The organism is Centipeda flueggei ATCC 43531 (genome assembly GCF_000160695.1).
Classification (GTDB): Bacteria; Bacillota; Negativicutes; order Selenomonadales; family Selenomonadaceae; genus Centipeda; species Centipeda flueggei.
The window spans coordinates 748,542-771,913 of record NZ_GG694006.1; the positions used below are offsets into that span (position 1 = coordinate 748,542).

Consider the following 23,372-nt stretch of genomic DNA (forward strand, 5'->3'; position numbering starts at 1 on the left):
GTCCTCCTTTTATAGGATACCTACGACGACTTCTCCTTCGACAACCTGAAGCTTTGCATGGCGAAGTTCACTGTCAACGGACTTTTTCACCCCACTAATGACAATATTTACCCCAGGGAAAATAGTATCCGACGCCTCAATGGAGCCATTCTTCATCTGGTCAAGGGCATCATGCATCTCCTGCAGTCTCTCCTGCATCCGCTTGATCTTGGCCGCCAGAGGAAATTGCAGATGTGTCAGCTCAACGAGCTGTTCACGCCGACGCTCCGACAGACTCATAAGAGGTTGTTTCTTCAATGTCTCAAGAGAGCGACGTACTTCCGACAATTGTTTGCTCGATGTTTGGTAATCCTTCAAAAGTGTGTCATATTCCTGCTTGAGATTCGGATCTACACCGACCTGCAGATTTGTTTGCACAAAGAATGCATTCCCAAAGATCTTTCCTCGGATGGATTCTCCTGCACCGACGGAGCCGCCCGTGATAAAGCCGCGCTGCCCCTCAACAATGACATGGTGTCCTGCTCGCATCTCAGAGTGAAGTACCACATCGTTGACAAAGATATCCCGCCCCGCCATAATATTTGCGTTTTCGACAAAGGCGATACTCACATCCTCGCGGGCACGAATTTTTCCCACATTCATACCGCGGATGCCGCCATGCACAACGATGTTGCGCCCCTCGACCTCCGCGCCGCCGATCATTCCCTTGATCTCGACATCACCCGCCGCCTTGACGGAGAATCCACTCTCAACATCGCCGCAGATCTCGACACTGCCGGCAAAGTCGATGTTGCCCGTACCAACATCGACACCGCTGTCGATGACAAGATGCGGATCGACGCTGATCTTCTTTCCATCGTCGACGATCTGCCCATCAATCATCGCAACGAGTTCGTTGCCATTGACCACCTTGGTGTTTTTCCCTTGTGGAAGATTGATCGGCTTTCCAGGTCTCGGGGCGACCTCTTCACCGAATACATTCTTGCCGGGTGTTCCAGCCGTCTCCGGGATGCGTACGACAAGGACATCGCCCGTGACTGCCTTAATAAAGATGTTCATATCCTTATAGTCGACGCGGTCATAGGCGCGCTCGGCAGGACGTCCCTTGGCCCCCATATCGAACTTTCTCTCAATGCGTGCATCCTCTCCCGCAATCGGTGCCGTTCCACGCGCCGCCATAAACGGCGTCAGACGTGCAACGCCGCGGCCAATGGCAGCACGGTCAATGCCATAGACGACTTTCTTTGCTCTGAGTCCATCCAGTACATCGGAAACACTTGGCGGCAAGTTTCCCTTGCTGTCGTCAAAACGAATCGCCGCCGACATTCCATCCGCGGCAATCTCGACAGAAAAGGGAATGACAAGATTCTCTTCTCCATCTTCCGGGGCAGGATCGAGTTTGGTCTCTATTCCCTCTGCTGCACGCACAAGGTATGCGAGCTGGAGGACATCATAATCTGTGACTCCTTCACGCTCCAGCTTCTCACGAAGAGACGAAAGGTCAACAACTTCTGTCCCCTCTTCCTCCGGATAGATGGTAAGATATGCACCGTCTTCACGCAGGATGAGCTGAAACCCCTCTTTTCGTTCCCCAACGATACGTTCCATAATACACTCCCTTGTCCTCAAAATTGCGCTTCGATTACAACGATTTTCGTTGGGGCGATGCGCTGTTATTCAACATCATTCATACGTGCAAGCGATCCGCGCATACGGAAAATCGCCTTTGTATGCAGCTGCGAAATACGCGCCTCAGAGAGGTGAAGAATCGCCGCGATTTCCTTCAGTGTCATTTCATCATAGTAGTAGAGGGCAATGACGGTGCGCTCCTTCTCGGGAAGCTTTTCAATCGCTGCTGCAAGGGTCTCCTTGACCTCCGTCCACTCTGCATGTTCTACGGGACCGTCTTCCAATGAGGCCTGCGTGTCTGCACGCAGGTATTCCTCCAGAGGAATGACGGTGGCAGCACTGACCTGACTTTCCAGGTGATGCAGTTCCTCGATTGACAGGTTAAGTTCTTCTGCCAGTTCTTTATCTGTCGCTGCTCGGCCAAGTTCTCCTTCCAGCTGCGCAACGGTTTTTTCATATTTTTTGATGTTCTGACGCACGCTGACAGGCACCCAGTCCTTTGCGCGCAGGTGATCAAGCATTGCACCGCGCACACGCACACCTGCATAGGTTTCAAATTTATTGCCGCGCGCGAGTTCATAGCGCTCAATCGCATCCAGAAGGCCAAAGAATCCGCTGCTCAGCAGATCCTCCCGATCGACATGCTGCGGAAGACTGATGGCGATGCGTCCAGCAACCAGACGTACAAGCGGCAGATAATACTCGGCAATGCGGTTTCGTACAGCAACGGTTTTTTCCCTCTCGTACTCCTGCCACAGTGCTTCAATATTCTCTTCTTCCGTCTGTTCCGCCATCTGCATCATCTCCTCTCAGCACTGCCAAGACACCTAGTTCATGCAGGTGCCGCTTCCGATGTGTCTTTGTCCTGCCGATCCTCCTCTGCGGGCGGAGTCTTCATGTGAACAAACCTCTCCTCAGAAAGCGGCTGAAAATCTTTTGAGGAAGCAAAGGCCTCTACATCCGCCTCATCATCATCCTCTGCATCGAAGTCAATGTCATCTGTATCATAAAGAAGCTGCTGCATATCCTTCATGCGCTCCTCCGGAACTTTATCAAACGCAGCCCAGCCCTTTGCCTCAAGGATAAACGTAACAAGATAAGTGAATACGCCGGCACAGACGAAGGCAAGCAAGCTGCGCACGAGCGCAGTCACAAGACGCGCATCACTCAGCAATCCTGTCAAAAACACAATGAGTGCTGCAATAACAGAAAACAGGAGTGCCATCCCCACTTTAAACAAAAGATCACCTTCTCCCTAGATTGTTTTATCCCCTTTGCTGACAGTCTTGACCGTATAGCTGCCGTCATTCAGATCAATTGAAACAGTACGTCCATAGTTCAGTCCCGTGTCCTCAGCAATAAGCCGAATCCCCTGCGCGGCCAAGAGCTCCTTTGCCGCCTGTGCATTTCGCTCACCGACGCGCATGACATTCGTCGTATTGGAGAATGCAAACATCTGCGCACCGCCGGCTATCTTGGCCACAAGGCGCGACTTCACTGCACCGAGTTTCAGGACATCCGCCAGCATGAGAGGAAAGCCCGTATCGATGAATTTCGCCGGCGTATCTGACGGGCGCGCCTGTGTGCTGTCCGGCAGCATATAATGGAGCAGTCCTCCGACTTTTACACTAGGGTCGTAAATGGAAAGGCCGATACAGGAGCCCAATCCATAGCTGATCAGCGTGGAAGGAGCTTTGCCGACTTTGTAGTCGGCCATACCGACTTTAATCAAATCCGGCATATCATCCAACTCCTACCGCATCCATAATGCAGCCCAGTGACCCAGGGTCGGGCACAAGAAAGAAATGACCGCTGATGCTCCGATCATTCGCCACGAAATTTGTCTCGATGAGAAGTGCATGATCCCCCAGTTCACCGAGCTGAACCAAAACAACATTGAGAATAGCCCCCGCCATATCTACGGCAAGCGCTGGGACAGACGGAAGCATACTGATTCCCGTAAAGCTGTAAAACGCATTGAGATACGATCCCGCCAGGATGTTGCCGATCTCCATCAGCGCCGATTCGTCCATCAAATCAAATTCCGAGGTTGCGCCGCGTTCCCGCCCGTACAGGGTATCCACAAGTGCAAAGGCACTCTCCCGCGGGATGAGAAAGAGGATATTACTTGGCGCCTTTCCATAAACGCGCAGGAAAATACCGGCGACCACAAGTTCCGGCCCGCCGACAAATTCCGGTACTTCTTCAATTGGCACGAGCGCCACATGCGGCACATTCATTTCAATGCGATACTTAATAAGACGAGAAAGTGCCGTCGCAGAATTTCCTGCACCGACATTCCCAATCTCCCGCAGCACATCCAGCTGCGCCTCAGACAGCGCCGCCAGCTCCTCCTCATCAAAAGTCATGAAGATACCTCTCATCGTGGGACAGATTCCATCCCCACATGAATTTCCGGCTTTTATTTGGAATCTCTTAATCCAACGATCTCCTCAAGGTTAAGCAGAACAATCAGGCGACCGTTAATATTGCCGATGCCGCTGAGGAATTTGCTGCTCTCGCGTGCGTTTGTCGCCTTTTTCGTATCGACGGGCGCATTCTCTAGGCTCAGCACCTCGGTCACCGCATCAACGAGCATGCCGACGTGGACATCTTCGACCGACACTGTGACAATGCGCGTACGGTCCGTATAGGGTGTCTCCGCGAGGCCAAGACGCTGCTTCAGGTCAATGACCGGGAGAACCGAACCGCGCAGATTGATGACACCCTTGATAAAGTCCGCCGCATAGGGAACACGTGTGATATCCGTAAGATTACGGATCTCCTGCACATTCAGAATGCTGACGCCATATTCCTCATCACGCAGATTGAATGCCACATACTGATTATTCTGCGGTGCATTTCCCTGATTCATATCCTCTGCCATCTTCTTTGCCCTCCCCTGCTCACTGCTGAATCATCGTTGCGACATCGAGAATGAGCGCAACCCTTCCATCGCCAAGCACGGTCGCCCCGCCGAAGAGCTTGAGTCCGGCGAAGAGATTGCCAAGTGTCTTGATAACGATTTCCTGCTGACCGATCAGATTGTCAACGACAATCCCCGCCTTCGCCTCGCCCGCATGAACGACAACCACGAAATGCTCGTCGGAGTCTTTTGTATGCGGAACTTGAAGTGCCTCCTCCATACGGATGATCGGGATGATCTCTCCGCGCAGAACGATGACCTCCTTGTTCTGGACCGTCTGGATATCCGTCGGCTCAATGTTGATCGTACTGTCGATCGAGGTGAGTGGGATGGCGTACATCTCCTCCTGCACGCGAACAAGCATCGCCTGAATGATGGCAAGAGTCAGCGGCAGCTTAATCTTAAAGATAGAGCCTTCATCGATGTGTGTCTCGACATCCACGTGTCCAGAGAGTGCTTCGATCTTACTGCGCACAACGTCCATACCGACGCCGCGTCCGGAGATGTCTGTAATCTGTTCCGCTGTCGAGAACCCCGGCAGAAAGATCAGGCGAACGGCATCCGCATCGTCGAGGCTGTCCGCCTCACTCTGCGAAATCATTCCCTTCTCGACCGCCTTTCGGCGAATCTTGTCCGCATCAATGCCCGCACCGTCATCCGTGATCATGATGACGACGTTATTTCCCTCATGACGCGCGATGAGTCCGACCTCGCCGACGCGCGATTTTCCCTTTGCCTCACGCGCATCGGGGCTCTCAACACCGTGGTCGAGGGAGTTGCGCAGAAGGTGCATGATCGGATCCCCGATCTCATCGATAACGGTGCGGTCAAGCTCCGTCTCCTCGCCCTCGATGGTGAGGTTGATCTCCTTCCCCAGTTCCTTGGACACATCGCGCACCATACGCGGGAATCGGTTGAACACAGCACTGACCGGAACCATACGGACCTTCATAACAATGTTCTGCAGGTCGCCCGTCACGCGGTCCATCTGCTCGAGCGTCTCCATAAGATCGCTCATGCGATGCGTTTGTCCGATCTGTTCAAGACGCACCTTGTTGATGACCAACTCACCCATGAGGTTCATCAGAGTATCAAGTTTTTCAATGTCGACACGGACGCTCTGACTCTGATGCGGCTTCTTCGCCGCGGGCGCAGATTTCGCGCCTGCCTTCTTCGCTGGAGCTGCCGGCTTCTTCGCCGCAGGTGCGGCTGCCGGTGCAGTCTGCGCGGGAGCTGGCTCAATCTGCTTGCCAAGTGCATCGGGATCGAGTTCCTCTACACCGATATCCTCGATCTCTGAGACCGTATCAACGGCGTTCTTCACCGCCTCCGTGTCAGCACTTGTGGCAATCACCACGTCGAAACTGTGCTCAAACTTTTCCTGTTCGAGATCCTCTGCCGGAGGAACACTTTTGATAACATCGCCGACCTCATCCAGGGCATGCATGACCATGACCGAACGCGCCGCCTTGAGCACACAGCTCTCCATCAGCGTAACCTTGACATGGAAGATATTCATGCCGGCCTCTTTGGCCTTCTTCATGACATCGATATCAATATCATCGATTCCCAGATCGGATGACGCTCCGTCCGCCGCAGGAGCCGCAGCAGCAGAGGGAGCCGCCTCTGCCGGAGCCGGTGTCCCCTTTGAGATGGAACTGAGTTTGGCGACGAGATCCGAGACATCGACAACATCCTCTGCCTCACCGTTGCCAACGCTGTCCACCATCTGCTCAAGTGAGTCCAGGCACTTAAACAGCGTATCCATGATGTCCTCATTGAGCTTCAGCTGTTCCTTGCGAACAAGATCCAGGACATCCTCCATCTCATGCGTCAGTTCAGCGATCTTGGCAAAGCCCATCGTCGCCGACATACCCTTCAGTGTGTGAGCATTACGGAAGATGTCATTGACGGCACTGATCTCCTCCATGTTCTCTTCGAGGCGCAAAAGCCCTTCATTCAGGGACTGCAGATGTTCATGCGACTCATCCAAGAACATGTCCATATACTGGTTATCCATTGATACTCCCCCTACTTCCTATCTTCTCACAGCTGCCTCAATCGCATCAGCGATCTGCGGCAATGGGCATATCTCATCGGCCAGCCCCGCGTCAACTACGGATTTTGGCATTCCGTAGACAACACAAGTTGCTTCGTCCTGCGCAATGCAGTAGCCGCCATTTTGCTTGATCCGGCGCATCCCTTCTCTGCCGTCACACCCCATCCCAGTGAGGATAGCAGCGACAACGTCGTTTCCCAGATGTGCCACGGAGTCATACATTACGTCCACCGCAGGACGGTGGTTCCCAACAGGCGGCTCATCACTGAGGACGATACGCCGTACTCCTGCCTCCTGCTGAATGCGCAGATGCCGATCCCCCGGTGCAATATAGACACACCCCGGGCGCAGCACCTCACCATCACTGGCCTCCCGAACCTCTACCTGCGAGATGCCGTGCAAGCGCTGTGCGAGCGCATGTGTAAACCCGGCCGGCATGTGCTGCACCACCACAACAGGACAGGGAAAATGCTCTGTGAATCCTGTGAGAACCGTCTGCAGTGCCTGGGGCCCCCCTGTCGAGGAGCCGATCACGACGAGCCGTTTATGGGAGCGAGGTGCTCCTCGAACATCCGCTTCCTTATTCGTCATTGTCTACGCGCTCCACCTGAGCACGCTGCACTTGGAAGAGATATCGGATAATCTTATCCCTCATGCTGCGTGATACCGCCTGAAATTGAATCCCTATATGATAGATTGGCATATCATCCTCACGCTCAATACGTGTGACGCGCATGACTTTCGACATCAGCTCAAGCGTTCCGACGCCGGGGATATCGTTTATATCCAGTGCTACCCCCGTACCGACTGACACGCGCCTTGTCCAGGCAAAGGACATTCCGCTGCCGCTGAGATCAATGATCGGCACGCGCTCCGGCGCATCAATCGTTCCCTCGGCATCGACGTGACGAATCGTCGCCATGAGATTCACCTTAATGCGGAACAGACCGCGCTTCTGAAACTTTTCCGCAAACTCCGGGATAGTAATGCGCAGCGTTGGAATGTGTCCATCATAATGCCCATGACTGCGATGTACACTAAAGAAGCGATAGTGACAGCCATCGCCCCCGGCAAGTACATATAGATTCTCACCGGGACGGGGAATGACAGGGATAAGCCGCTCATCCACGGGCATGGCAATGACAAGTTCGTCACCGACAATATCCTCTATACGGCTAGTATAGCCAGGAGTTCCCTCCTCGGTGTTTTCAAAGAATATTTCAAGCCTCTGTCCGATTGCTAAAATACTCCTTGCCTCTACCAATTCGCCTGCCATCCAGAATTTCCTCCTTGACTACGCTGAAAAGTTGAAAATTTGCTGTAAAAAACCTTTCCAGCCTCGTTTCACCTGCATCTCTTCCCCGGTAATAAGAGCGTCTGCCAGGGCATCAATGCAGCGAGCTGCGGCAGAACTCGGTGCCGCCTTAATGAGCGGCTGCTGACGCCGCACTGACTTGGTTACCGATGCATCCTCAAAGACGTAGCCGAGACAGTCCACCGACATGCGCAGGAATTTCTCAGCGGCACGCTGCAGCTTCAGTGCGACCTCCCGGCTCTCCTTCGGTTCATAGACGCGGTTGATGACAAGTCGGAGATTCTTTTGCGAGGCGTAGATGCTGTACGCCTTCATCACGGCATAGGCGTCCGTGAGCGACGTCGGTTCAGGCGTTGTCACAAGGAGAACCTCATCTGCCGCGAGGATAAAGTCCATCACGTTGCGTCCAAGACCTGCCCCCGTATCAACGAGAATCACATCAGCACGCGCCGCACAGTCGGCAAGTTTCTGCTGCAAAAGCAGCTTTTCTGCCCGATCATACTCCAGTGCCTTTTCGATCCCCGAACCGCCGGAAATGTACTGAACGCCATGCGATGTCTCGACGATGACATCGTCCAATGAGACGTCCGGGCGCAAAAGATCAAGCAAGTTCCGCCGCGATGATACGCCAAGGAGCACATCGACATTGGCCATGCCGAGATCGGCATCGATCACAAGTACACGATAGCCTTTACTCCGCAGAGCAATGGCAAGATTGACAGCAATATTCGTCTTGCCGACGCCGCCCTTACCGCTTGTGACTGCAACGACACGTACGTCTGCCCACGCATTCACCTGCGCAGATGAAAGCGTTGGCTGTGTCTGCACAGCTGCATGAGCGGCCTCTCCCTCAGCGCCGACCATCTGCCGCAGGCGCGTTGCCTGATCTGTCATGTCATTCCCTCAAAAGCAGTTCCGCCAGCCGTTCTGCTGTTGCCGGAATGATGTCGTCCGGCACACTCTGTCCGTTGGACAAGAACGAAAGGGGAAGGCTGTGGTCAGCGAGAAGATTGAGCACCATGCCGACGGTCTGCGTCTCATCCGTTTTTGTAAAGATGATCCGGTCCGGATGACACGGAGCGAATCGTTCGATGATCTGCGCCGCATCCTGTTCCTTTGTCGTCGCACTGACGACAAGGTGCTTCTCCATGCGCGGATGTGCGGCAAGGAAATCCTTCAGTTCATCCATCTGAAATTCATTGTACTGACTGCGTCCCGCTGTATCGACGAGAATAAAGTCCTTGCTGCGGTGACGTGTGATCGCCTTTCTGAGATCCGCGGCCGAGTATACGACCTCCACAGGAAGCCCCAAAATCTCCGCGTATTTCTTTAGCTGCTCCACCGCTGAAATGCGGTACGTATCCGCTGTGATGAGTGCGCCCTTGAGATTCTGTTCCAGGACAAAATGCGCCGCGATCTTAGCCAATGTCGTTGTCTTTCCGACACCGGTGGTCCCAATAAAGGCAAAGACACGTGCCCCATGTGTCCCGGGATGCAGCCCGTCGGTGAATTTCATCACCTGGGCAAGGTAGCCCGCAAGAACTTCTGTCGCGCGCGGATCAAGACTGTCAAGATTCGCGTCAGCGATTGGGATTTTACCGGAAAGATCTTCACAAAGCTCGTCACGGACATCCTGTCGGCGAAGTGCATCACGGATGGAGACGATTTCCTTTGGTTTACTCTCCGCCATCATAGAAGCGAGCATCGTCTTCATCTGCGCAAGCTCATCCTCGAGCATGCGAATGCGCTCCGCGGAACCATTCTGTTCCGCGGCAGAGGGCGGCACCGATGCCGCGGGAGCCGGGGGCGGGGACGTCTCATAGACAGGCGCTGACTGTACGGAAGCCGCCGGCTGCACCGGATACTGTCCCTGCGGGTATACGGGTGCTGCGGGCACTGCCTGTGCCGCTGCATAAGCCGACGGAACCTCCTGTGCATAGGCGTCATACGCGGGAGGAACACTCCCGCCCGCCATCATGCCGCCATCCGTCATGGGCTGTTCATTCATCCGATACTGATTCACAACATTGGTCGGCAGGATCGGCGAAGCCGGCGGAACATAGGCGGACGAAGCACGCGGCGTACGCGGCTGGGTCTCATCAACAGCTGCAGTCACCTCAATCATCTCCTCACCGCCCAGGACACCCCCTTCACGATATTTCTTCGTATGAAGGAGCACGGCATTGCTGCCAAGTTCGTCCTTAATTTGTTCCATAGCTTCCTTCACAGAGGATGCACGTACGGTCTTAACCTGCACTTAGATTTTCACCACCCCGAGAATTTGGATTTCAACGTTCTGTTCAATCTCTGCATGGGAGAGAACAATGAGCCCCGCAATGGAGCGTTCGACCAGGTTGCGGAAATATGGACGCACCGTCGGGCTCGTAAGCACAATGGGCTGATACCCCTGATCCGTCAGCTTCTGCAGTTGTTCTTGGAGTGCCGTGAGCAGCTTCTGCATGGTATCCGGATCAAGGCTGACATAAGAGCCGTGCTCCGTGCGCTGCACGCTGCCCGCAATCTTGTTTTCGATGGCAGGATCAAGGGTAATGCAGGGAAGCACGCCATTCTGCACATTCTGCTGCGTGATCTGACGCGCCATTGCATGACGAACGTACTCCGTCAGGACGTCGGTATCCTTCGTCGCCGGAGCATAATCGGCAAGAACCTCCAATATGGTGCTCATATCGCGTATCGATATGCGCTCGTGCAGAAGGTTGGCAAGAACCTTCTCCACCTCGCCCACCGTGAGCAGGTTCGGCACAACCTCTTCAACAAGAGCTCCATTGGTTTTCTGGAGATTGTCAAGCAGGTTCTGCGTCTCCTGACGTCCAAGAATTTCTGCCGCATGCTCCTTGATAATCTCCGTGAGATGCGTAGCCAGGACGGAAACGGCATCCACCACGGTATAACCGTTCAGTTCTGCCTGCTCGCGCTCACTCTCCGCAATCCAGAGTGCAGGCAGACCAAATGCCGGCTCTGTCGTCTCGATGCCCGGCACCTCCTCAAAGACCGTGCCGGAGTTCATCGCAAGATAATGATCGAGCATCAACTCGCCGCGCGCAATCTCAACGCCCTTCAGCTTAATGATATAGGCATTGGGCTTGATCTGGATATTGTCTCGGATGCGGATGGTTGGCACGACAAGGCCGAGCTCCAGCGCGCACTGACGGCGAATCATGACGATACGGTCGAGAAGGTCACCGCCCTGCCCTGTATCAACAAGAGGAATAAGGCTGTAGCCGATCTCGAGTTCCATCGGGTCAACCTGAAGGAGCGAGACGATATTCTCGGGCGTTGTTGCTTCTTTTTTCGCCTTTGCCTTCTGCTCGACCTTCTGTACCTCTTGCTGGACAGTCTGCCCGCGGTACAGGTTCCACGCAATGAACCCGCAGAGTGCTGCAAGGACAGAGAACGGAATCCCAGGCAGTCCCGGCATGATTGCAAGAAAGAGAAGGACCCCCGTCAAGATCATAAAGATGCGTGCATTATGGAAGAGCTGCTTGACGAGATCTCCGCCCAAGTTCCCCTCTGCTGCCGAGCGTGTGACAATGATACCCGTCGCCGTCGAGATGAGAAGTGCCGGAATCTGCGCGACAAGCCCCTCGCCGACGGTCAGCAGTGTGTAGGTCTGGAGTGCCTGCACCGCAGTCATATCCCGCTGAAGCATACCAATGACAAAGCCGCCGCCAATATTGATCATCATGATAACGATGGCGGCGATTGCATCGCCTTTGACGAACTTCGATGCACCATCCATCGCGCCGAAAAAATCCGACTCACGCTGGACTTTCTCACGGCGGCGCTTTGCCTCTGCGTCCGTGATCGCCCCTTGATTAAGATCGGCATCGATGGCCATCTGTTTGCCGGGCATCGCGTCGAGGGTGAATCGTGCCGACACTTCGGCGACACGTTCCGACCCCTTCGTGATAACAATGAAGTTGACAATCACGAGGATGACAAACACGATAAAGCCGACGACTGCATTGCCGCCGACGACGAAGTTGCCGAATGCTGTAATCACTTCACCGGCATTGGCATTGAGAAGAATCAGACGCGTGGATGAGATATTCAATGCCAGCCGAAAAAGCGTTGTAATAAGAAGCAACGACGGAAAAACCGATAAATCCAGTGCCTCTACATTGTAGATCGCCGACATAACAACGAGCAGCGCAATGGTGATGTTGAGACAGATCAAAACATCCAACAACACCGTTGGCAACGGAATGATCATCATAATGACAATCGTTACGATAGCAACGGCGATCAGAACATCACTGTATCGCTGGATGAGATTGCCGGATGAAAGAGGATTTACACTGCCGGTCTGCGGTGCTGCCATGTTCTTACTCACTCCCCTTATTCCCGTTTCCCTTTTGTGGACATACAATCCACCATCTAATATTATACCAAATATTGAAATCCCGTCAAATGGGAATTACTATGCCCCGCGGCGCGTATTCTTGAGGCGGTAGACATAAGCAAGTACCTCGGCGACCGCCTGATAGAGCTCCTGTGGTATTGCATCTCCAATCTGGACAGCTGCATAGATGGCACGAGCGAGCGGCTTGTTCTCAACGATGGGAACACGAGCCTCACGCGCAATCTCCTTGATGCGCTGTGCCACGATATCCTGCCCCTTCGCAACGACGAGCGGCGCAGACATTCCCTGCTGATAGGAGAGAGCAATGGCAAAGTGGGTCGGGTTGGTAATGATGACATCCGCCTTCGGCACTTCCTTCATCATGCGTGCCATTGCCATCTGGCGCTGCTTCTGCCGGATCTTCCCCTTGATCTGCGGATCTCCTTCGGACTGCTTCATTTCATCTTTGACTTCCTGCTTTGTCATTTTGAGATCCTGTGTGGTTTGCCATTTCTGATAGCCATAGTCCATCAGCGCCATAACCATAATGACACCAATGACGATGAATGCCATGTGGAAAATAATCTCTGCCACAAGGGAAAGGCTCGTCGTCAGATCGAAGAACATGAACTGCGGCATCGCAAGAATCTGCTCATGAATAAAGCGATAAAGGAAAAAGCCGATGACGAGGATCTTAAAAAATGACTTTGCCAGCTCGACCAAAGAGCGTTTGGAAAAAATACGGCCAAAACCGTTGATGGGATTCAGCTTATCCAGCTTGAATTCAATGGACTCCGTATTAAACGTCAGACCGACCTGAAAAAAATTGATGGCCAGCCCAATCAGCATAATAGCGAACATAATGGGAAAAGCGGTCTTGGCGAGGACAATGGCAATGCCGATAAAGATGCGCAGAATATTCTCCGCATCCACGACCTGATTCAAATTGCTGAACACATAGGTTGTGTAGCCGGCAATGGAAAGATAAATATAATCCCAAAGGAGTTTCAGCGAAAAGAAGCCAATGAGGAGCACGAACGCCGTGTTCAGCTCCTGACTGCGCCCGACCTGCCCTTTCTTTCGGGCATCGGCGCGCTTCTTTGCCGTTGGTTCTTCCGTCTTTTCCCCGCCGGCGAAACGCTGGAGGTCAAAGGCAAATAACTCCCTATTGCAGGGCGCGTATCGCAAGTGATATATTTCCATACATTTCATTGAACAGCACATCCAGGAATAAGACATAGAACGGAATAATCATGGAAAGCACGGTGATGCCGATCATCAGCTGCAGCGGAATGCCGACGACGAAGATGTTCATCTGCGGCATCGTTCGCGAAAGGATCCCCAGTCCCACGTTGGTCAGAAGGATGGCAAAAGTAATCGGCATGGCAATCTTCATTCCGGTGAGGAAAATCGTCCCTGTAAAGTTGGCAATGAGGAGCGCCAGCGACACATTTCCTTCCATTCCGGCGATAGGAACGGCGCGAAAGCTCTCAACAAGCGCCGCCAGGATCATGTGATGCCCATTTGTTGCGAGGAGAATGATCGCTGCCAAATTATAAAGAAAACTTCCGATAAGCGGTATCTGCTGACCGGAAGTCGGATCGACAACATTGACGATGGCAAAGCCTACCTGCATATCCATAACCTTGCCTGCCATCGTGATAGCAGCAAAGGAGATGTACGCAACAAAACCGATCAGCCACCCAATAAAGAGTTCTCCGACGGCCGTCAGCGCAAACATGATAAGGTTCTCTGGTACGTATGGTGTCCCGAGTCCATCCACCACAGGAAAGAGGACAACGGTCATCGAAAGGGCCGTGCCTACACGAAAAAAAATAGGAATATTCATACTGCCGAAAAACGGTGAGATAAGAAAAATTCCGCTGGTCCGTACAAGCATCAGCAGGAATACGGCGATGTGTCCCTGGAGCAGCTCATACAAATCCATACGCCGCCCCCCTTATCGCAAATACTGGGGGAGGTTGACAAAGACATTTGTCACATACTCCACCATAATGCGCAGCATCCACGGTCCAAAGATCAAGATAGCGACAAACACGGCGATGATCTTCGGGATGAACGCAAGCGTCTGCTCCTGAATTGATGTCGTTGCCTGGAACACCGCGACCAAGAGGCCGACAATCAGGCCGAGACCAAGCATTGGCGCGGAGACCAAAAGGACGACCATAAGAGCTTCCTGCGCGAGCTGAATGACCAAATCTCCGGACATATCAGCGCCTCCCCGTCATCGGAAACTCATGATGAGTGACTGGATCAAGAGATGCCACCCATCGACCATAACAAACAGCAGAATCTTAAACGGCAGTGAGATCATGACCGGCGGCAGCATCATCATACCCATGGACATAAGTGTACTTGCGACAATCATATCGATGACAATGAACGGAATATAGATCATAAAGCCGAGCTGAAATGCCGTCTTGAGTTCACTAATGATAAATGCGGGAATGAGCGTGAACGTCGATACATCCTCCGGCCCGTTCGGGCGCGGTGCATCCGACAAATTGACAAAGAGGGCGAGATCTGACTCCCGTGTCTGCCGCAGCATAAATTCACGCATAGGGTCAACAATGTTCTCGAGTGCCTGCTCCTGCGTGATCTGTCCCGCAAGATAGGGCTGTATCCCATTCTCATTTGCCTGCCCCCAATAGGGTGCCATGATATAAAATGTGAGAAACAAAGACAGTGCGATGACCACCTGATTCGGCGGCACATTCTGTGTCGAAAGTGCATTGCGCAGGAAACCGATAACGACGACAATGCGCACGAAAGACGTCGTCATAACGAGGATGGCCGGTGCCAGTGACATAATCGTAAGCACCGCCAGAATCTGCATGCTGGTTGCAACGTCCTGCGGATTCTCAGATGTCCCGACACCGACACTGACCGTCGGGATCAGAGGGGCAGCAGATGCCTGTCCTGCCCCCAGGAGCAGGAGCGCTGTACCTCCCAACACGAACAAGATGCGCCCCAATTCCTTTCCCCCATTTCTCATGGCCCCCTACTTTCGGAAAAGCGGAGGGATCTTCTGCACAAAGTCCGAGAGTGAGCCGAATTGATCGTGAAACACGCCGCCCTCTGTCGGTGCCGCCGTGCGAATCTCCTCCACCGTCTCTGGATCGTCGATCTCCGTGATCAGATGAATATTGGCATCCGTCACACCGAGAACAAATACGCGCCCAAAGAGCTCCACCACACAGACGGAGCGGTTCGGTCCAAGCGGGAGCTGCAAGTAGACCTGTCCACCGCGTGCCGCAAGCGTCCGCATAGAGCTCTTGCCAAAGGCACGTGCTGCGAAATAGGCGAGGATGACAACAAACGCAAAGACAGCAAAAAGGCTGACCACATAGGCGACCGTCGACCACCATGATACGGCCGACGGGCGCGGGTCAGCCTCCTGATATCCGGCCAGGTATCCGCCGCCCGTCTCACCTGCGGCAGATACATCCCCCATACATAGCACAGAGAGTATGCATCCGAGCAGCAAGGACAGAGAAAATATCCAGGTGCGCATCAGCCGACGGCTTTGCGGATGGCCTCCAGAACGCGGTCTGCCTGGAACGGCTTCACAATGAAGTCACGTGCGCCCGCCTGGATTGCCTCGATAACCATAGCCTGCTGTCCCATCGCGCTGCACATAACGACCTTTGCGCCCGGATCAACCTTCTTAATTTCTTTCACTGCCGTAATTCCATCCATTTCCGGCATCGTAATGTCCATCGTCACGAGGTCGGGCTTGAGCTCCTGGTACTTCTCCAGAGCCTTCATGCCATTCTCTGCCTCACCGACGATCTCATAGCCGTTCTTTGACAGAATGTCCTTCACCATCATTCGCATAAAAGCTGCATCATCGACGACCAGAACGCGAGTTGCCATTTTCTCATCTCTCCTTAATTTCGACAGAACATCCTTTATTCCCAAGGGCATCATCGCGCACGCAACGTGCCTTTCAAATCGCTCTCATTATAGCGAAATCTGCCTTCGGTGACAAGGATTTTCTACACTTCTCTCCGAAGGAAGCATGGATCATTCACGGGCTTCAGCCGATCCGCACTTCCTTAAAATATTCCTTTCGTCACTGGAGACGTGCCGCACGTTCAAGCGGGCTGACGATCTCTGTGATACGGACACCGAAGTTCTCGTCGATGACAACGACTTCGCCTTTTGCCAAATATTTTCCGTTGACCATAATGTCCACGGGTTCTCCGGCGAGCTTATCAAGTTCCACGATCGACCCCTTGGTCAGATCGAGAATCTCTTTGATGGACTTCTTTGTACGGCCAAGCTCAACATTTACCTGAAGAGGAACGTCAAGGATAAGGCCGATATTGGCATCATTGACCTGAACCGGTACGGTGCTGAGCGGCGTAAACTGCGCAGACTGTACGGGAACATTCGATGCGACATGTGGTTGCATAGGCTGTGCTCCATATCCATTACTTGCCGGCGCTGCAGCAGCTGCTGCAGGTGCCGACGCGGGTGCTGCGGCAGGGGCAGCCGCCGCAGATGCGGCAGCTGCAATCTCTTCTTCTTCATCGTCGACATCCGGCTGCTGATTCATCAGCGCATCGACCATCTCACGCGCCACATCAAGCGGCAGGAGCTGCATGATCTCACTGTCGATGAGTCCATCCACCTCCATACGGAAGGATGCCTGCACGATTGGATCGACTTTATCCAGCAGTTTTGAAACGACTTCTGCTGTGCTGAAATCCACAAGGGTAACAACCGGCGGAGTGATATCCACCTTCTTATTGAACATCGAGGAAAGCGAAGTGGCAACGCTGCCCATCATCTGATTCATGGACTCGCTGACTGCACTCATGTGGATCTCGCTGAGTTCCTCATCCGGATTCGTCCCATCGTTGCCCATCATCAAATCGGCAATGATGGCTGCATCTTTCGCCTGAATGCAAAGGACATTGTTGCCTTCGATACCGATGCTGTACCCAACCTCAACGACGAGGAACGGAACGGGATATTTCTCCTTCAGCTGACTCATGTTGGAGATGGACACTGTCGGTGTCGTAATGGACACCTTCCGTCCGAGCAGGACGGACAGTGTCGTCGCCGCACCGCCCATGGAGATATTGCCGATCTCACCGAGTGCGTCACGTTCCATATCCGTTATGCCGTCTTCGCCGGCAGGAGACACATCCGCAGCAGGGGCGTCGCTCGACGCGGCATCGTCCGCAGGCGCATCTCCGCCCGAACCGCCGCTCAGGAGGGCATCGATTTCCTCCTGTGAGATCATATCATCACTCATTCGCGTTGTCCTCCCCTTCTATAACACCAGATATCTGCACGGCCATACGTTTTCCGGCTGTGCCAGGGCGTGCAAGGAATTTGGGATTTGAACCGACATAGCAGACGAGTTCATCCTTCGTAAGCGTATCAAGCTGGAGAACATCGCCAAAGCCGAGCGTCAGGAACTCGTTGATCGTCATCTCGATCTCACCGAGCTGTACCGTAAACGGCACCGACGTCCGTTCAATCTTACGCTGGAGCTCCTCGACCTGCTCAGGAGAACTCTCCCGATCCATGGAAGCCGCCACCCAAAACGAGGTCGTCAATTTCGACATGACCGGTTCCAGTACCAGATACGGGATGCAGATGTTCATCATGCCATCCACATCACCCATCTTAATGTGAATGGTGATGAGCACCACCATATCATTGGGCGGAACAATCTGGGCAAACTGGGAGTTTGTCTCCATCGTCTCAAAGTTCGGCCGAAACTCGACGACGTTGCTCCACGCCTCACGGAAATAATTGGTAGCCAGCTCGATGAACCGCCGCATGACCGCCATTTCAATATCCGTCAGGACACGTGTCTTGACAGCAGGCCGTCCCTCACCGCCAAAAATGCGGTCAATATAAGCAAATGCGATGCCGGGGTTGATCTCAATGATGATCTTCCCTTTCAGCGGCGGCAGTGCAAGAATGCCAATCACGGACGGATTCGCCATGGACTGGACAAACTCCTGATAGGTCACCTGCTCGACAGACGAGACATCGATATCGATCATTGTGCGCAGGCTGGCCGACAGATACGTGTTTAAGAGACGCGAAAAACTCTCATGCAGCATGAAGAGCGTCCGAATCTGATCCTTTGAGAATCGGTCCGGCCGCTTAAAATCATAGACCTTGACCTTGCGTTCCTCTTCTTCCGCCTTGACCTCCTCGGCGGAAACCGAGCCATCCGAAAGTGCCGAAAGAAGCTTGTCTATCTCGGATTGAGACAGTACGTCCTCAGCCAAGACTCTTCCCCCTTCCCATTGTGCAGTACTTCATCGAACTTACTGCAGCAGGAAGCTCGTGATGTAAACTTCGTAAACGGACCCCTGTCCGAGCCGATCGTTCAGTGCGTCCTTCAGCTGCTTTTTCAGCGCGTCCTGTTTTGCCGCATCAAACTCTTCCAGCGGCGCGGCACGCAGGAACTGCATCGTTGTGTCGAGGATCTTCGTCTCTGCGACAGGATTCACCTTGCCGTCCTTCACTACCTCAGACTTACCGGGATTGAGCTCTACGACAACGCCCGCCTTGAGGAACTTTCCGGCACGTCCGCCGCCGACATTGACCAGAATACCTTCTTTCGGGTCGCCGAGCTTATAGAACACACCGGGGTCGTGATTGCTCTTGCTTCCGCCTCCATCTTCCGCATGCGACGGGGACTCTGCCTGCGAGATAATATAATACGAGATACCGCCGGCTGCCGCTACCGCGACCAGCACCGCCACAAACACCACAACAATCATCATAACCATGGATGATTTCTGCTTTGGCTGCTCTGCTGCCTGTTCTTCCTTTTCCTCCGCCATGAGTTAATTCCCTCCCTAATAATGACTACGAAGCCGCAGCGGCTCCACACCGGGGCACTCCCTTGCCGCGTGGAGGAACACCGTCCTCCTATTATAACAAAGGAATGGAAATTCGCCAACTAAATTTGATGAAGCGCACGACGATATTTGATTGTCCGCCGCACAATTTCCTCCATCGGTTCCTCAACGATCAGCTTCTTGCCGTTGGTGAGTGTGATTACCGTATCCGGCGTCTCCTCAATGCTCTCGATGATCTCTGCATTGAGGACAAACTCCCCCTTCTGGTTCGTCTTGGAGTTGAACTTCGTCAGCATGATCATGACAGGCTTCCCCTCCATTTCCTTTTACAAGTTTTTCTTACGCACAGAAAAAGCATGTATAAACTCTACCTGATATACTTTCGCCGTCATCTTCACTTTTCCTTTTTTTTCACAGTGTTTTTTTCATTATATCTTAAATTTTAACCCAAATATTATCCAAGCTGTGCAAGAAAAGCCAGTGAACGCAATGGGTGTCCAAGAAGTTCCTGAACATGAGCGAGCACGATTTCCTCTGCCTCCATAAGAGCTCCGCCGCGCACCCGCATAGGCGGCGGATCTGTCCAGTCAAGGTGCTGAAGATCGGTGAGAAGTGCGCGCAGTGCCGCAGCAAATGGCCTTGCCCCTGCAGCCGCACATGTCCCGCAAAGTGCCCCCCCCTCACCTGCATGAAAGAATGCATCGCCCTCGATTGCCGCGCCGCAGTGGATGCAGTGATCATACGTCTGCTGCAGGCCCGCTGCATCCAGCGTGCGAAGGACGGCGGCCAGCGCGGCAACGCGCGGATGACGCGTCTCAAACGCCGTCACGATCAGTGCAAGTGTATCGAAGAAATGCTCATCCGCCACGCCCTCAGGCATAAACGCACAGACGACCTCTGCCGTAAATGTTGCATAGGCAAGTGCCATAAGGTCGTCCGCAATCCGATGGTGCGAAGCACGCACAGAAGCCGTCTTGACCGTCTCCAAACGGCGTCCCTCCGCGAACTGTAAATCGGCATGAACGAACATCTGCATTGCCCCCGCCAAAGGGCTGCGCGGACGACGGCAGCCGAACGCTGCCGCACGCACAAGACCGCGTTCCTTCGTATAGATTGTCACGATCTTGTCTGCCTCGCCCCAGCTGCGCGTGCCGAGCACGATCCCCTCGGCAGGATACAGTGCCATTATATCTCCTTACTGCACGTTTCATCCGACGGCACAACAGATGTCTTGCGAATGCTTTTTTGTGCAATATTTTTTTTGTGCTCGGCAAGCGGCATCACCGCACCTGCTGTCAGCATGTACTGAAGTGCCTCCTCCTTAGAGATATCAATGGTCACGGCCTCCTCCTCCCGCACGAGCAGTGTCGTCCCCGAGGTCATGTTGAGACTCCACGGAATAAAGACGCAGATATAACCGCCGCCCATCGCCTTCTGAAAACGTGGGGACAGATCCGCCATGACAAAGCCGAGTGCGCGTCCGCCCATATACGGCACATGAACAACACGCTTAAAGTTGCTGTTTGAATCGAGTACCGCTTCGGAAAGGCGTTTGACGCTTGTATAGATAAACTTGACGAACGGAATCGTCCCGATCATTGTCTCCCCAAGTGAGATCAGCTTCGCAAGAACCCAATTCGTCGACCCCCAGCCGACCAAATAGATCACGCAGACGAGGGTGATGATGCCCATGCCGGGAAAATAAAAAGGCAGATACTGCCCGAGGACGCCTTCGGTAAAGCGCAGTGTCCACTCAATCACAAGCGCCGTGATGATCACGGGAACGAGAACGAGCAGGCCATTCACGAAGCGGCGTGAAACACGTTTCATGGCACGCCGATAGATATGATTCAGCCGCAGTGACATACTCCGTCCCTTTCCTTCTCCCTATGCATCTTCCTCGGTAAACCCGAATTCACGCAAGGCATGTGCCTTGCTGCGCCAGTCCTTGCGTACCTTGACCCACAGGTCGAGATAAACCTTCGTCCCGAGCAGCGTCTCGGCATCGGTGCGCGCGCGCTGGCCGATCGTCCGCAGAAGCGCACCGCGCGCACCGATGACAATGCCCTTCTGCGAGGTACGCTCGACATAGATCACCGCACGGATGTAGACATCCCCCTTAGGACGCGTCGTCATCTCCTCGACGTCCACGGCAACCGCATGAGGAACCTCATCCCGTGTCAGTTCGAGCACCTTTTCACGTATCAGTTCTGCGATAATCAGGCGTTCCGGCTGATCGGTCACCATATCCTTGGGATAGTACTGCGGTCCCTCGGGGAGTTTTGCCTTGATCTCATCGATCAGCCCCGTAAGATTTTCCTCCTCACGCGCCGAGATGGGGACAATCGCCGCGAAATCATACATCTGCGCATAGGAGGCGATCACGGGCAGACTTTCCGTATGCGGGATACGGTCAATCTTATTCACGGCAAGGAGAACGGGGGCCTGCACCGCTGCAAGCTGCTTCAGAATATACCGTTCCCCCGCGCCCATCTTCTCCGTTACATCCACGACAAAGACAACAACATCGACGCCGTGCAGTGCCCCTTCTGTCGCCTTTGCCATATATGCACCAAGGCGATCCTGCGGACGATGCACCCCGGGCGTATCGAGGAAGATGATCTGCGCATCCTCCTCCGTCAAAATGCAGAGGATGCGGCTGCGCGTCGTCTGCGGCTTGTCACTCATAATGGCGATCTTCTGCCCGATCAACGCATTGATCAGCGTCGACTTTCCGACATTCGGCCGCCCGATTACGGCGACAAATCCCGATTTGTATGTGCTCATCGTGCAATCCCCAGTGCATCCATCACATGCCTCTGCTCTTCTTCCATTTCCAGCCGCTCCTCCTCCTCGATATGGTCATAGCCAAGGAGATGCAGCATTCCGTGCACCGTGAGAAAGGAAAGTTCCCGCAGAAAGCTGTGCCCATACTCCTCCGCCTGTGCCGCCGCACGCTCAAGCGAGATTACGAGATCGCCGAGCACCACGCCGCACGGCGCGTCGATGATCTCGGGTTCCTCGCTCTCCGTAAGGGCAAAAGAGAGGACATCCGTCGGACGATCCACACCGCGATAGTCACGGTTGAGCACATGGATGTGCGCATCGTTCGTCAGCGTCACACTGACCTCTGCGTCCAGTGCGCCGTACAGCCGTCCGACGGTCAGTACGGCGCGCCGCACGGCATCCACATCCTCCTGCGGCACCTCAAGAGTGTCCGGCTCTTTTCCGATCGCGATCTCCATCCTGCTTCTCCCGTTTCTTTTCCCATGCGCCGTACGCCTCAACGATCCGCGTGACGACCTCGTGACGGATGATGTCAACCGGCTCGAGGCACACGATGCCGACGCCCTTCACGCCTCTCAGGATTCGGCACGCCTGTCGCAGCCCCGAGGTTGTTCCGCGCGGCAGATCGACCTGCTCAAGATCCCCCGTCACCACCATGCGCGAGCCGAAACCAAGACGCGTGAGGAACATCTTCATCTGCGCGCTCGTCGTATTCTGCGCCTCATCAAGAATGACAAATGCGTCATCGAGCGTGCGTCCGCGCATATAGGCAAGCGGCGCAACCTCAATCAGCTGACGGCTCATCATCTTCTGATAGCCCTCCGCACCGAGGATGTCCTGCAGCGCATCGTAGAGAGGGCGCAGATATGGGTTGATCTTCTCCGTCAGGTCACCCGGCAGAAAGCCCAGATGCTCTCCCGCCTCCACCGCGGGACGCGTGAGAATGATGCGGCTGACTTCGCGGTTGCGGAGTGCTGCCACCGCCATAACGACAGCGAGGTAGGTCTTTCCTGTTCCAGCAGGGCCCACGCCAAGTGTCACAGCATGTTTGCGGATCGTCCCTAGGTAGTCGCGCTGACCAATGGTCTTGGCACGTACCTCTCGCCCCTTTGCCGTCACGAGCAGCACCTCGGAGAACAGTCCGTGCAGTTCCTCCACACGCTCTGTATATACGAGACGTGCCCCGTAATGTACTTCATGTGTCGTCAGACGCACTCCCTGCCGATGGCAGAAGAGCAGTTCTCTGATGAGCGTCCGCACAGCGGAGACATCCGCCGCCGTCCCCGTCACCGCAATGCTGTTGCCGCGGCTCACCATGCGGCAGGAGCAGTCCTCCTGCATGATTTGAAGAAACGCGTCGCGCTCGCCCAGAATCGCATACGCTTCCTGCTGATCCTTAAACTCGATAATGTCTGTTGTCTCCGTCAAAGGCA

The 23,372-nt window shown here is 54.0% G+C and carries 27 protein-coding genes; all 27 read right to left on the reverse strand.

What is annotated here, in order from left to right; translation table 11 throughout:
- Positions 1 to 9 precede the first annotated feature (9 nt).
- Entirely contained in the window at positions 10 to 1,608 is a 1,599-nt protein-coding gene (locus tag HMPREF0908_RS03545) for a flagellar assembly protein A (protein ID WP_006690068.1), read from the reverse strand.
- Between the two features lie 65 nt (positions 1,609 to 1,673).
- Complete coding sequence (locus HMPREF0908_RS03550) at positions 1,674 to 2,432, reverse strand: FliA/WhiG family RNA polymerase sigma factor (RefSeq protein WP_006690069.1); 759 nt, start codon at positions 2,430 to 2,432, stop codon at positions 1,674 to 1,676.
- Between the two features lie 29 nt (positions 2,433 to 2,461).
- Positions 2,462 to 2,869 (reverse strand): hypothetical protein, encoded by a 408-nt coding sequence (locus HMPREF0908_RS03555; RefSeq protein ID WP_040572388.1) that lies wholly within the window; start codon positions 2,867 to 2,869, stop codon positions 2,462 to 2,464.
- A gap of 15 nt (positions 2,870 to 2,884) precedes the next feature.
- Positions 2,885 to 3,370 (reverse strand): chemotaxis protein CheD, encoded by a 486-nt coding sequence (locus tag HMPREF0908_RS03560; RefSeq protein ID WP_006690071.1) that lies wholly within the window; start codon positions 3,368 to 3,370, stop codon positions 2,885 to 2,887.
- Between the two features lies 1 nt (position 3,371).
- Positions 3,372 to 3,998 (reverse strand): chemotaxis protein CheC, encoded by a 627-nt coding sequence (locus HMPREF0908_RS03565; RefSeq protein WP_040572389.1) that lies wholly within the window; start codon positions 3,996 to 3,998, stop codon positions 3,372 to 3,374.
- Positions 3,999 to 4,051: 53 nt separating this feature from the next.
- Positions 4,052 to 4,516, reverse strand: coding sequence for a chemotaxis protein CheW (locus HMPREF0908_RS03570; RefSeq protein WP_006690073.1), 465 nt, complete (start codon positions 4,514 to 4,516; stop codon positions 4,052 to 4,054).
- 19 nt (positions 4,517 to 4,535) lie between these two features.
- Entirely contained in the window at positions 4,536 to 6,575 is a 2,040-nt protein-coding gene (locus HMPREF0908_RS03575; RefSeq protein WP_006690074.1) for a chemotaxis protein CheA, read from the reverse strand.
- A gap of 18 nt (positions 6,576 to 6,593) precedes the next feature.
- Positions 6,594 to 7,205 (reverse strand): CheB methylesterase domain-containing protein, encoded by a 612-nt coding sequence (locus HMPREF0908_RS03580; protein WP_006690075.1) that lies wholly within the window; start codon positions 7,203 to 7,205, stop codon positions 6,594 to 6,596.
- The gene (locus tag HMPREF0908_RS03585; protein WP_006690076.1) at positions 7,195 to 7,890 is read right to left on the reverse strand and encodes a flagellar brake protein; all 696 of its coding nucleotides are present in this window, start codon (positions 7,888 to 7,890) and stop codon (positions 7,195 to 7,197) included. The genes HMPREF0908_RS03580 and HMPREF0908_RS03585 overlap by 11 nt, the downstream gene beginning before the upstream one ends.
- An 18-nt stretch (positions 7,891 to 7,908) precedes the next feature.
- A complete protein-coding gene (locus HMPREF0908_RS03590) occupies positions 7,909 to 8,823 on the reverse strand; it encodes a MinD/ParA family protein (protein WP_006690077.1) in 915 nt (304 codons plus the stop codon).
- 1 nt (position 8,824) lies between these two features.
- On the reverse strand, positions 8,825 to 10,186 hold the full coding sequence (gene flhF, locus HMPREF0908_RS03595) for a flagellar biosynthesis GTPase FlhF (protein WP_006690078.1): 1,362 nt from the start codon (positions 10,184 to 10,186) through the stop codon (positions 8,825 to 8,827).
- Entirely contained in the window at positions 10,187 to 12,271 is a 2,085-nt protein-coding gene (flhA, locus tag HMPREF0908_RS03600; protein WP_006690079.1) for a flagellar biosynthesis protein FlhA, read from the reverse strand.
- A gap of 99 nt (positions 12,272 to 12,370) precedes the next feature.
- Positions 12,371 to 13,495 carry a flagellar biosynthesis protein FlhB gene (gene flhB, locus HMPREF0908_RS03605; protein ID WP_006690080.1) on the reverse strand — a complete coding sequence of 375 codons (1,125 nt, stop codon included), beginning with the start codon at positions 13,493 to 13,495 and terminating at the stop codon, positions 12,371 to 12,373.
- Positions 13,458 to 14,240: a flagellar biosynthetic protein FliR gene (gene fliR / locus HMPREF0908_RS03610; RefSeq protein ID WP_006690081.1), complete on the reverse strand. Its 783-nt coding sequence runs from the start codon at positions 14,238 to 14,240 to the stop codon at positions 13,458 to 13,460. The genes flhB and fliR overlap by 38 nt, the downstream gene beginning before the upstream one ends.
- A gap of 12 nt (positions 14,241 to 14,252) precedes the next feature.
- Complete coding sequence (gene fliQ / locus HMPREF0908_RS03615; RefSeq protein ID WP_006690082.1) at positions 14,253 to 14,522, reverse strand: flagellar biosynthesis protein FliQ; 270 nt, start codon at positions 14,520 to 14,522, stop codon at positions 14,253 to 14,255.
- Positions 14,523 to 14,537: 15 nt separating this feature from the next.
- A complete protein-coding gene (gene fliP / locus HMPREF0908_RS03620; RefSeq protein WP_006690083.1) occupies positions 14,538 to 15,308 on the reverse strand; it encodes a flagellar type III secretion system pore protein FliP in 771 nt (256 codons plus the stop codon).
- A 6-nt stretch (positions 15,309 to 15,314) separates the two neighbouring features.
- Complete coding sequence (locus HMPREF0908_RS03625) at positions 15,315 to 15,827, reverse strand: FliO/MopB family protein (RefSeq protein ID WP_006690084.1); 513 nt, start codon at positions 15,825 to 15,827, stop codon at positions 15,315 to 15,317.
- Positions 15,827 to 16,189, reverse strand: a complete 363-nt coding sequence (locus HMPREF0908_RS03630; RefSeq protein WP_009753940.1) for a response regulator — start codon at positions 16,187 to 16,189, stop codon at positions 15,827 to 15,829. Before HMPREF0908_RS03630 ends, HMPREF0908_RS03625 begins: the two co-directional genes overlap by 1 nt.
- Before the next feature lie 199 nt (positions 16,190 to 16,388).
- Entirely contained in the window at positions 16,389 to 17,579 is a 1,191-nt protein-coding gene (gene fliY, locus HMPREF0908_RS03635; RefSeq protein WP_006690086.1) for a flagellar motor switch phosphatase FliY, read from the reverse strand.
- Positions 17,572 to 18,573: a flagellar motor switch protein FliM gene (gene fliM, locus HMPREF0908_RS03640; protein WP_006690087.1), complete on the reverse strand. Its 1,002-nt coding sequence runs from the start codon at positions 18,571 to 18,573 to the stop codon at positions 17,572 to 17,574. Before fliM ends, fliY begins: the two co-directional genes overlap by 8 nt.
- Before the next feature lie 39 nt (positions 18,574 to 18,612).
- Positions 18,613 to 19,134 (reverse strand): flagellar basal body-associated FliL family protein, encoded by a 522-nt coding sequence (locus HMPREF0908_RS03645; RefSeq protein ID WP_006690088.1) that lies wholly within the window; start codon positions 19,132 to 19,134, stop codon positions 18,613 to 18,615.
- A gap of 119 nt (positions 19,135 to 19,253) precedes the next feature.
- Positions 19,254 to 19,454 (reverse strand): flagellar FlbD family protein, encoded by a 201-nt coding sequence (locus tag HMPREF0908_RS03650; protein WP_040572391.1) that lies wholly within the window; start codon positions 19,452 to 19,454, stop codon positions 19,254 to 19,256.
- 152 nt (positions 19,455 to 19,606) lie between these two features.
- On the reverse strand, positions 19,607 to 20,338 hold the full coding sequence (gene recO / locus HMPREF0908_RS03655; RefSeq protein WP_006690090.1) for a DNA repair protein RecO: 732 nt from the start codon (positions 20,336 to 20,338) through the stop codon (positions 19,607 to 19,609).
- Complete coding sequence (locus HMPREF0908_RS03660) at positions 20,338 to 21,018, reverse strand: DUF502 domain-containing protein (protein ID WP_040572392.1); 681 nt, start codon at positions 21,016 to 21,018, stop codon at positions 20,338 to 20,340. The genes recO and HMPREF0908_RS03660 overlap by 1 nt, the downstream gene beginning before the upstream one ends.
- 21 nt (positions 21,019 to 21,039) lie before the next feature.
- Positions 21,040 to 21,939 (reverse strand): GTPase Era, encoded by a 900-nt coding sequence (gene era / locus HMPREF0908_RS03665; RefSeq protein WP_006690092.1) that lies wholly within the window; start codon positions 21,937 to 21,939, stop codon positions 21,040 to 21,042.
- Positions 21,936 to 22,397, reverse strand: a complete 462-nt coding sequence (gene ybeY, locus HMPREF0908_RS03670) for an rRNA maturation RNase YbeY (protein WP_006690093.1) — start codon at positions 22,395 to 22,397, stop codon at positions 21,936 to 21,938. Before ybeY ends, era begins: the two co-directional genes overlap by 4 nt.
- The gene (locus tag HMPREF0908_RS03675) at positions 22,360 to 23,367 is read right to left on the reverse strand and encodes a PhoH family protein (RefSeq protein WP_006690094.1); all 1,008 of its coding nucleotides are present in this window, start codon (positions 23,365 to 23,367) and stop codon (positions 22,360 to 22,362) included. The genes ybeY and HMPREF0908_RS03675 overlap by 38 nt, the downstream gene beginning before the upstream one ends.
- Between the last annotated feature and the right edge of the window lie 5 nt (positions 23,368 to 23,372).

Excerpts from the sequence above, each read along its gene's own strand:
- HMPREF0908_RS03630 (WP_009753940.1), bottom strand. The coding sequence starts at position 16,189 with ATGGCAACTCGCGTTCTGGTCGTCGATGATGCAGCTTTTATGCGAATG.
- fliP (WP_006690083.1), bottom strand. The coding sequence starts at position 15,308 with ATGAGAAATGGGGGAAAGGAATTGGGGCGCATCTTGTTCGTGTTGGGA.
- HMPREF0908_RS03645 (WP_006690088.1), bottom strand. The coding sequence starts at position 19,134 with ATGGCGGAGGAAAAGGAAGAACAGGCAGCAGAGCAGCCAAAGCAGAAA.
- HMPREF0908_RS03550 (WP_006690069.1), bottom strand. The coding sequence starts at position 2,432 with ATGATGCAGATGGCGGAACAGACGGAAGAAGAGAATATTGAAGCACTG.
- HMPREF0908_RS03575 (WP_006690074.1), bottom strand. The coding sequence starts at position 6,575 with ATGGATAACCAGTATATGGACATGTTCTTGGATGAGTCGCATGAACAT.
- HMPREF0908_RS03580 (WP_006690075.1), bottom strand. The coding sequence starts at position 7,205 with ATGACGAATAAGGAAGCGGATGTTCGAGGAGCACCTCGCTCCCATAAA.
- HMPREF0908_RS03660 (WP_040572392.1), bottom strand. The coding sequence starts at position 21,018 with ATGTCACTGCGGCTGAATCATATCTATCGGCGTGCCATGAAACGTGTT.
- HMPREF0908_RS03565 (WP_040572389.1), bottom strand. The coding sequence starts at position 3,998 with ATGACTTTTGATGAGGAGGAGCTGGCGGCGCTGTCTGAGGCGCAGCTG.
- HMPREF0908_RS03560 (WP_006690071.1), bottom strand. The coding sequence starts at position 3,370 with ATGCCGGATTTGATTAAAGTCGGTATGGCCGACTACAAAGTCGGCAAA.
- recO (WP_006690090.1), bottom strand. The coding sequence starts at position 20,338 with ATGGCACTGTATCCTGCCGAGGGGATCGTGCTCGGCACGCGCAGCTGG.
- ybeY (WP_006690093.1), bottom strand. The coding sequence starts at position 22,397 with ATGGAGATCGCGATCGGAAAAGAGCCGGACACTCTTGAGGTGCCGCAG.
- fliR (WP_006690081.1), bottom strand. The coding sequence starts at position 14,240 with ATGGATTTGTATGAGCTGCTCCAGGGACACATCGCCGTATTCCTGCTG.
- fliY (WP_006690086.1), bottom strand. The coding sequence starts at position 17,579 with ATGAGTGATGATATGATCTCACAGGAGGAAATCGATGCCCTCCTGAGC.
- HMPREF0908_RS03625 (WP_006690084.1), bottom strand. The coding sequence starts at position 15,827 with ATGCGCACCTGGATATTTTCTCTGTCCTTGCTGCTCGGATGCATACTC.
- HMPREF0908_RS03585 (WP_006690076.1), bottom strand. The coding sequence starts at position 7,890 with ATGGCAGGCGAATTGGTAGAGGCAAGGAGTATTTTAGCAATCGGACAG.
- flhA (WP_006690079.1), bottom strand. The coding sequence starts at position 12,271 with ATGGCAGCACCGCAGACCGGCAGTGTAAATCCTCTTTCATCCGGCAAT.
- HMPREF0908_RS03570 (WP_006690073.1), bottom strand. The coding sequence starts at position 4,516 with ATGGCAGAGGATATGAATCAGGGAAATGCACCGCAGAATAATCAGTAT.
- HMPREF0908_RS03650 (WP_040572391.1), bottom strand. The coding sequence starts at position 19,454 with ATGATCATGCTGACGAAGTTCAACTCCAAGACGAACCAGAAGGGGGAG.
- flhB (WP_006690080.1), bottom strand. The coding sequence starts at position 13,495 with ATGGAAATATATCACTTGCGATACGCGCCCTGCAATAGGGAGTTATTT.
- HMPREF0908_RS03545 (WP_006690068.1), bottom strand. The coding sequence starts at position 1,608 with ATGGAACGTATCGTTGGGGAACGAAAAGAGGGGTTTCAGCTCATCCTG.
- fliQ (WP_006690082.1), bottom strand. The coding sequence starts at position 14,522 with ATGTCCGGAGATTTGGTCATTCAGCTCGCGCAGGAAGCTCTTATGGTC.
- HMPREF0908_RS03590 (WP_006690077.1), bottom strand. The coding sequence starts at position 8,823 with ATGACAGATCAGGCAACGCGCCTGCGGCAGATGGTCGGCGCTGAGGGA.
- era (WP_006690092.1), bottom strand. The coding sequence starts at position 21,939 with ATGAGCACATACAAATCGGGATTTGTCGCCGTAATCGGGCGGCCGAAT.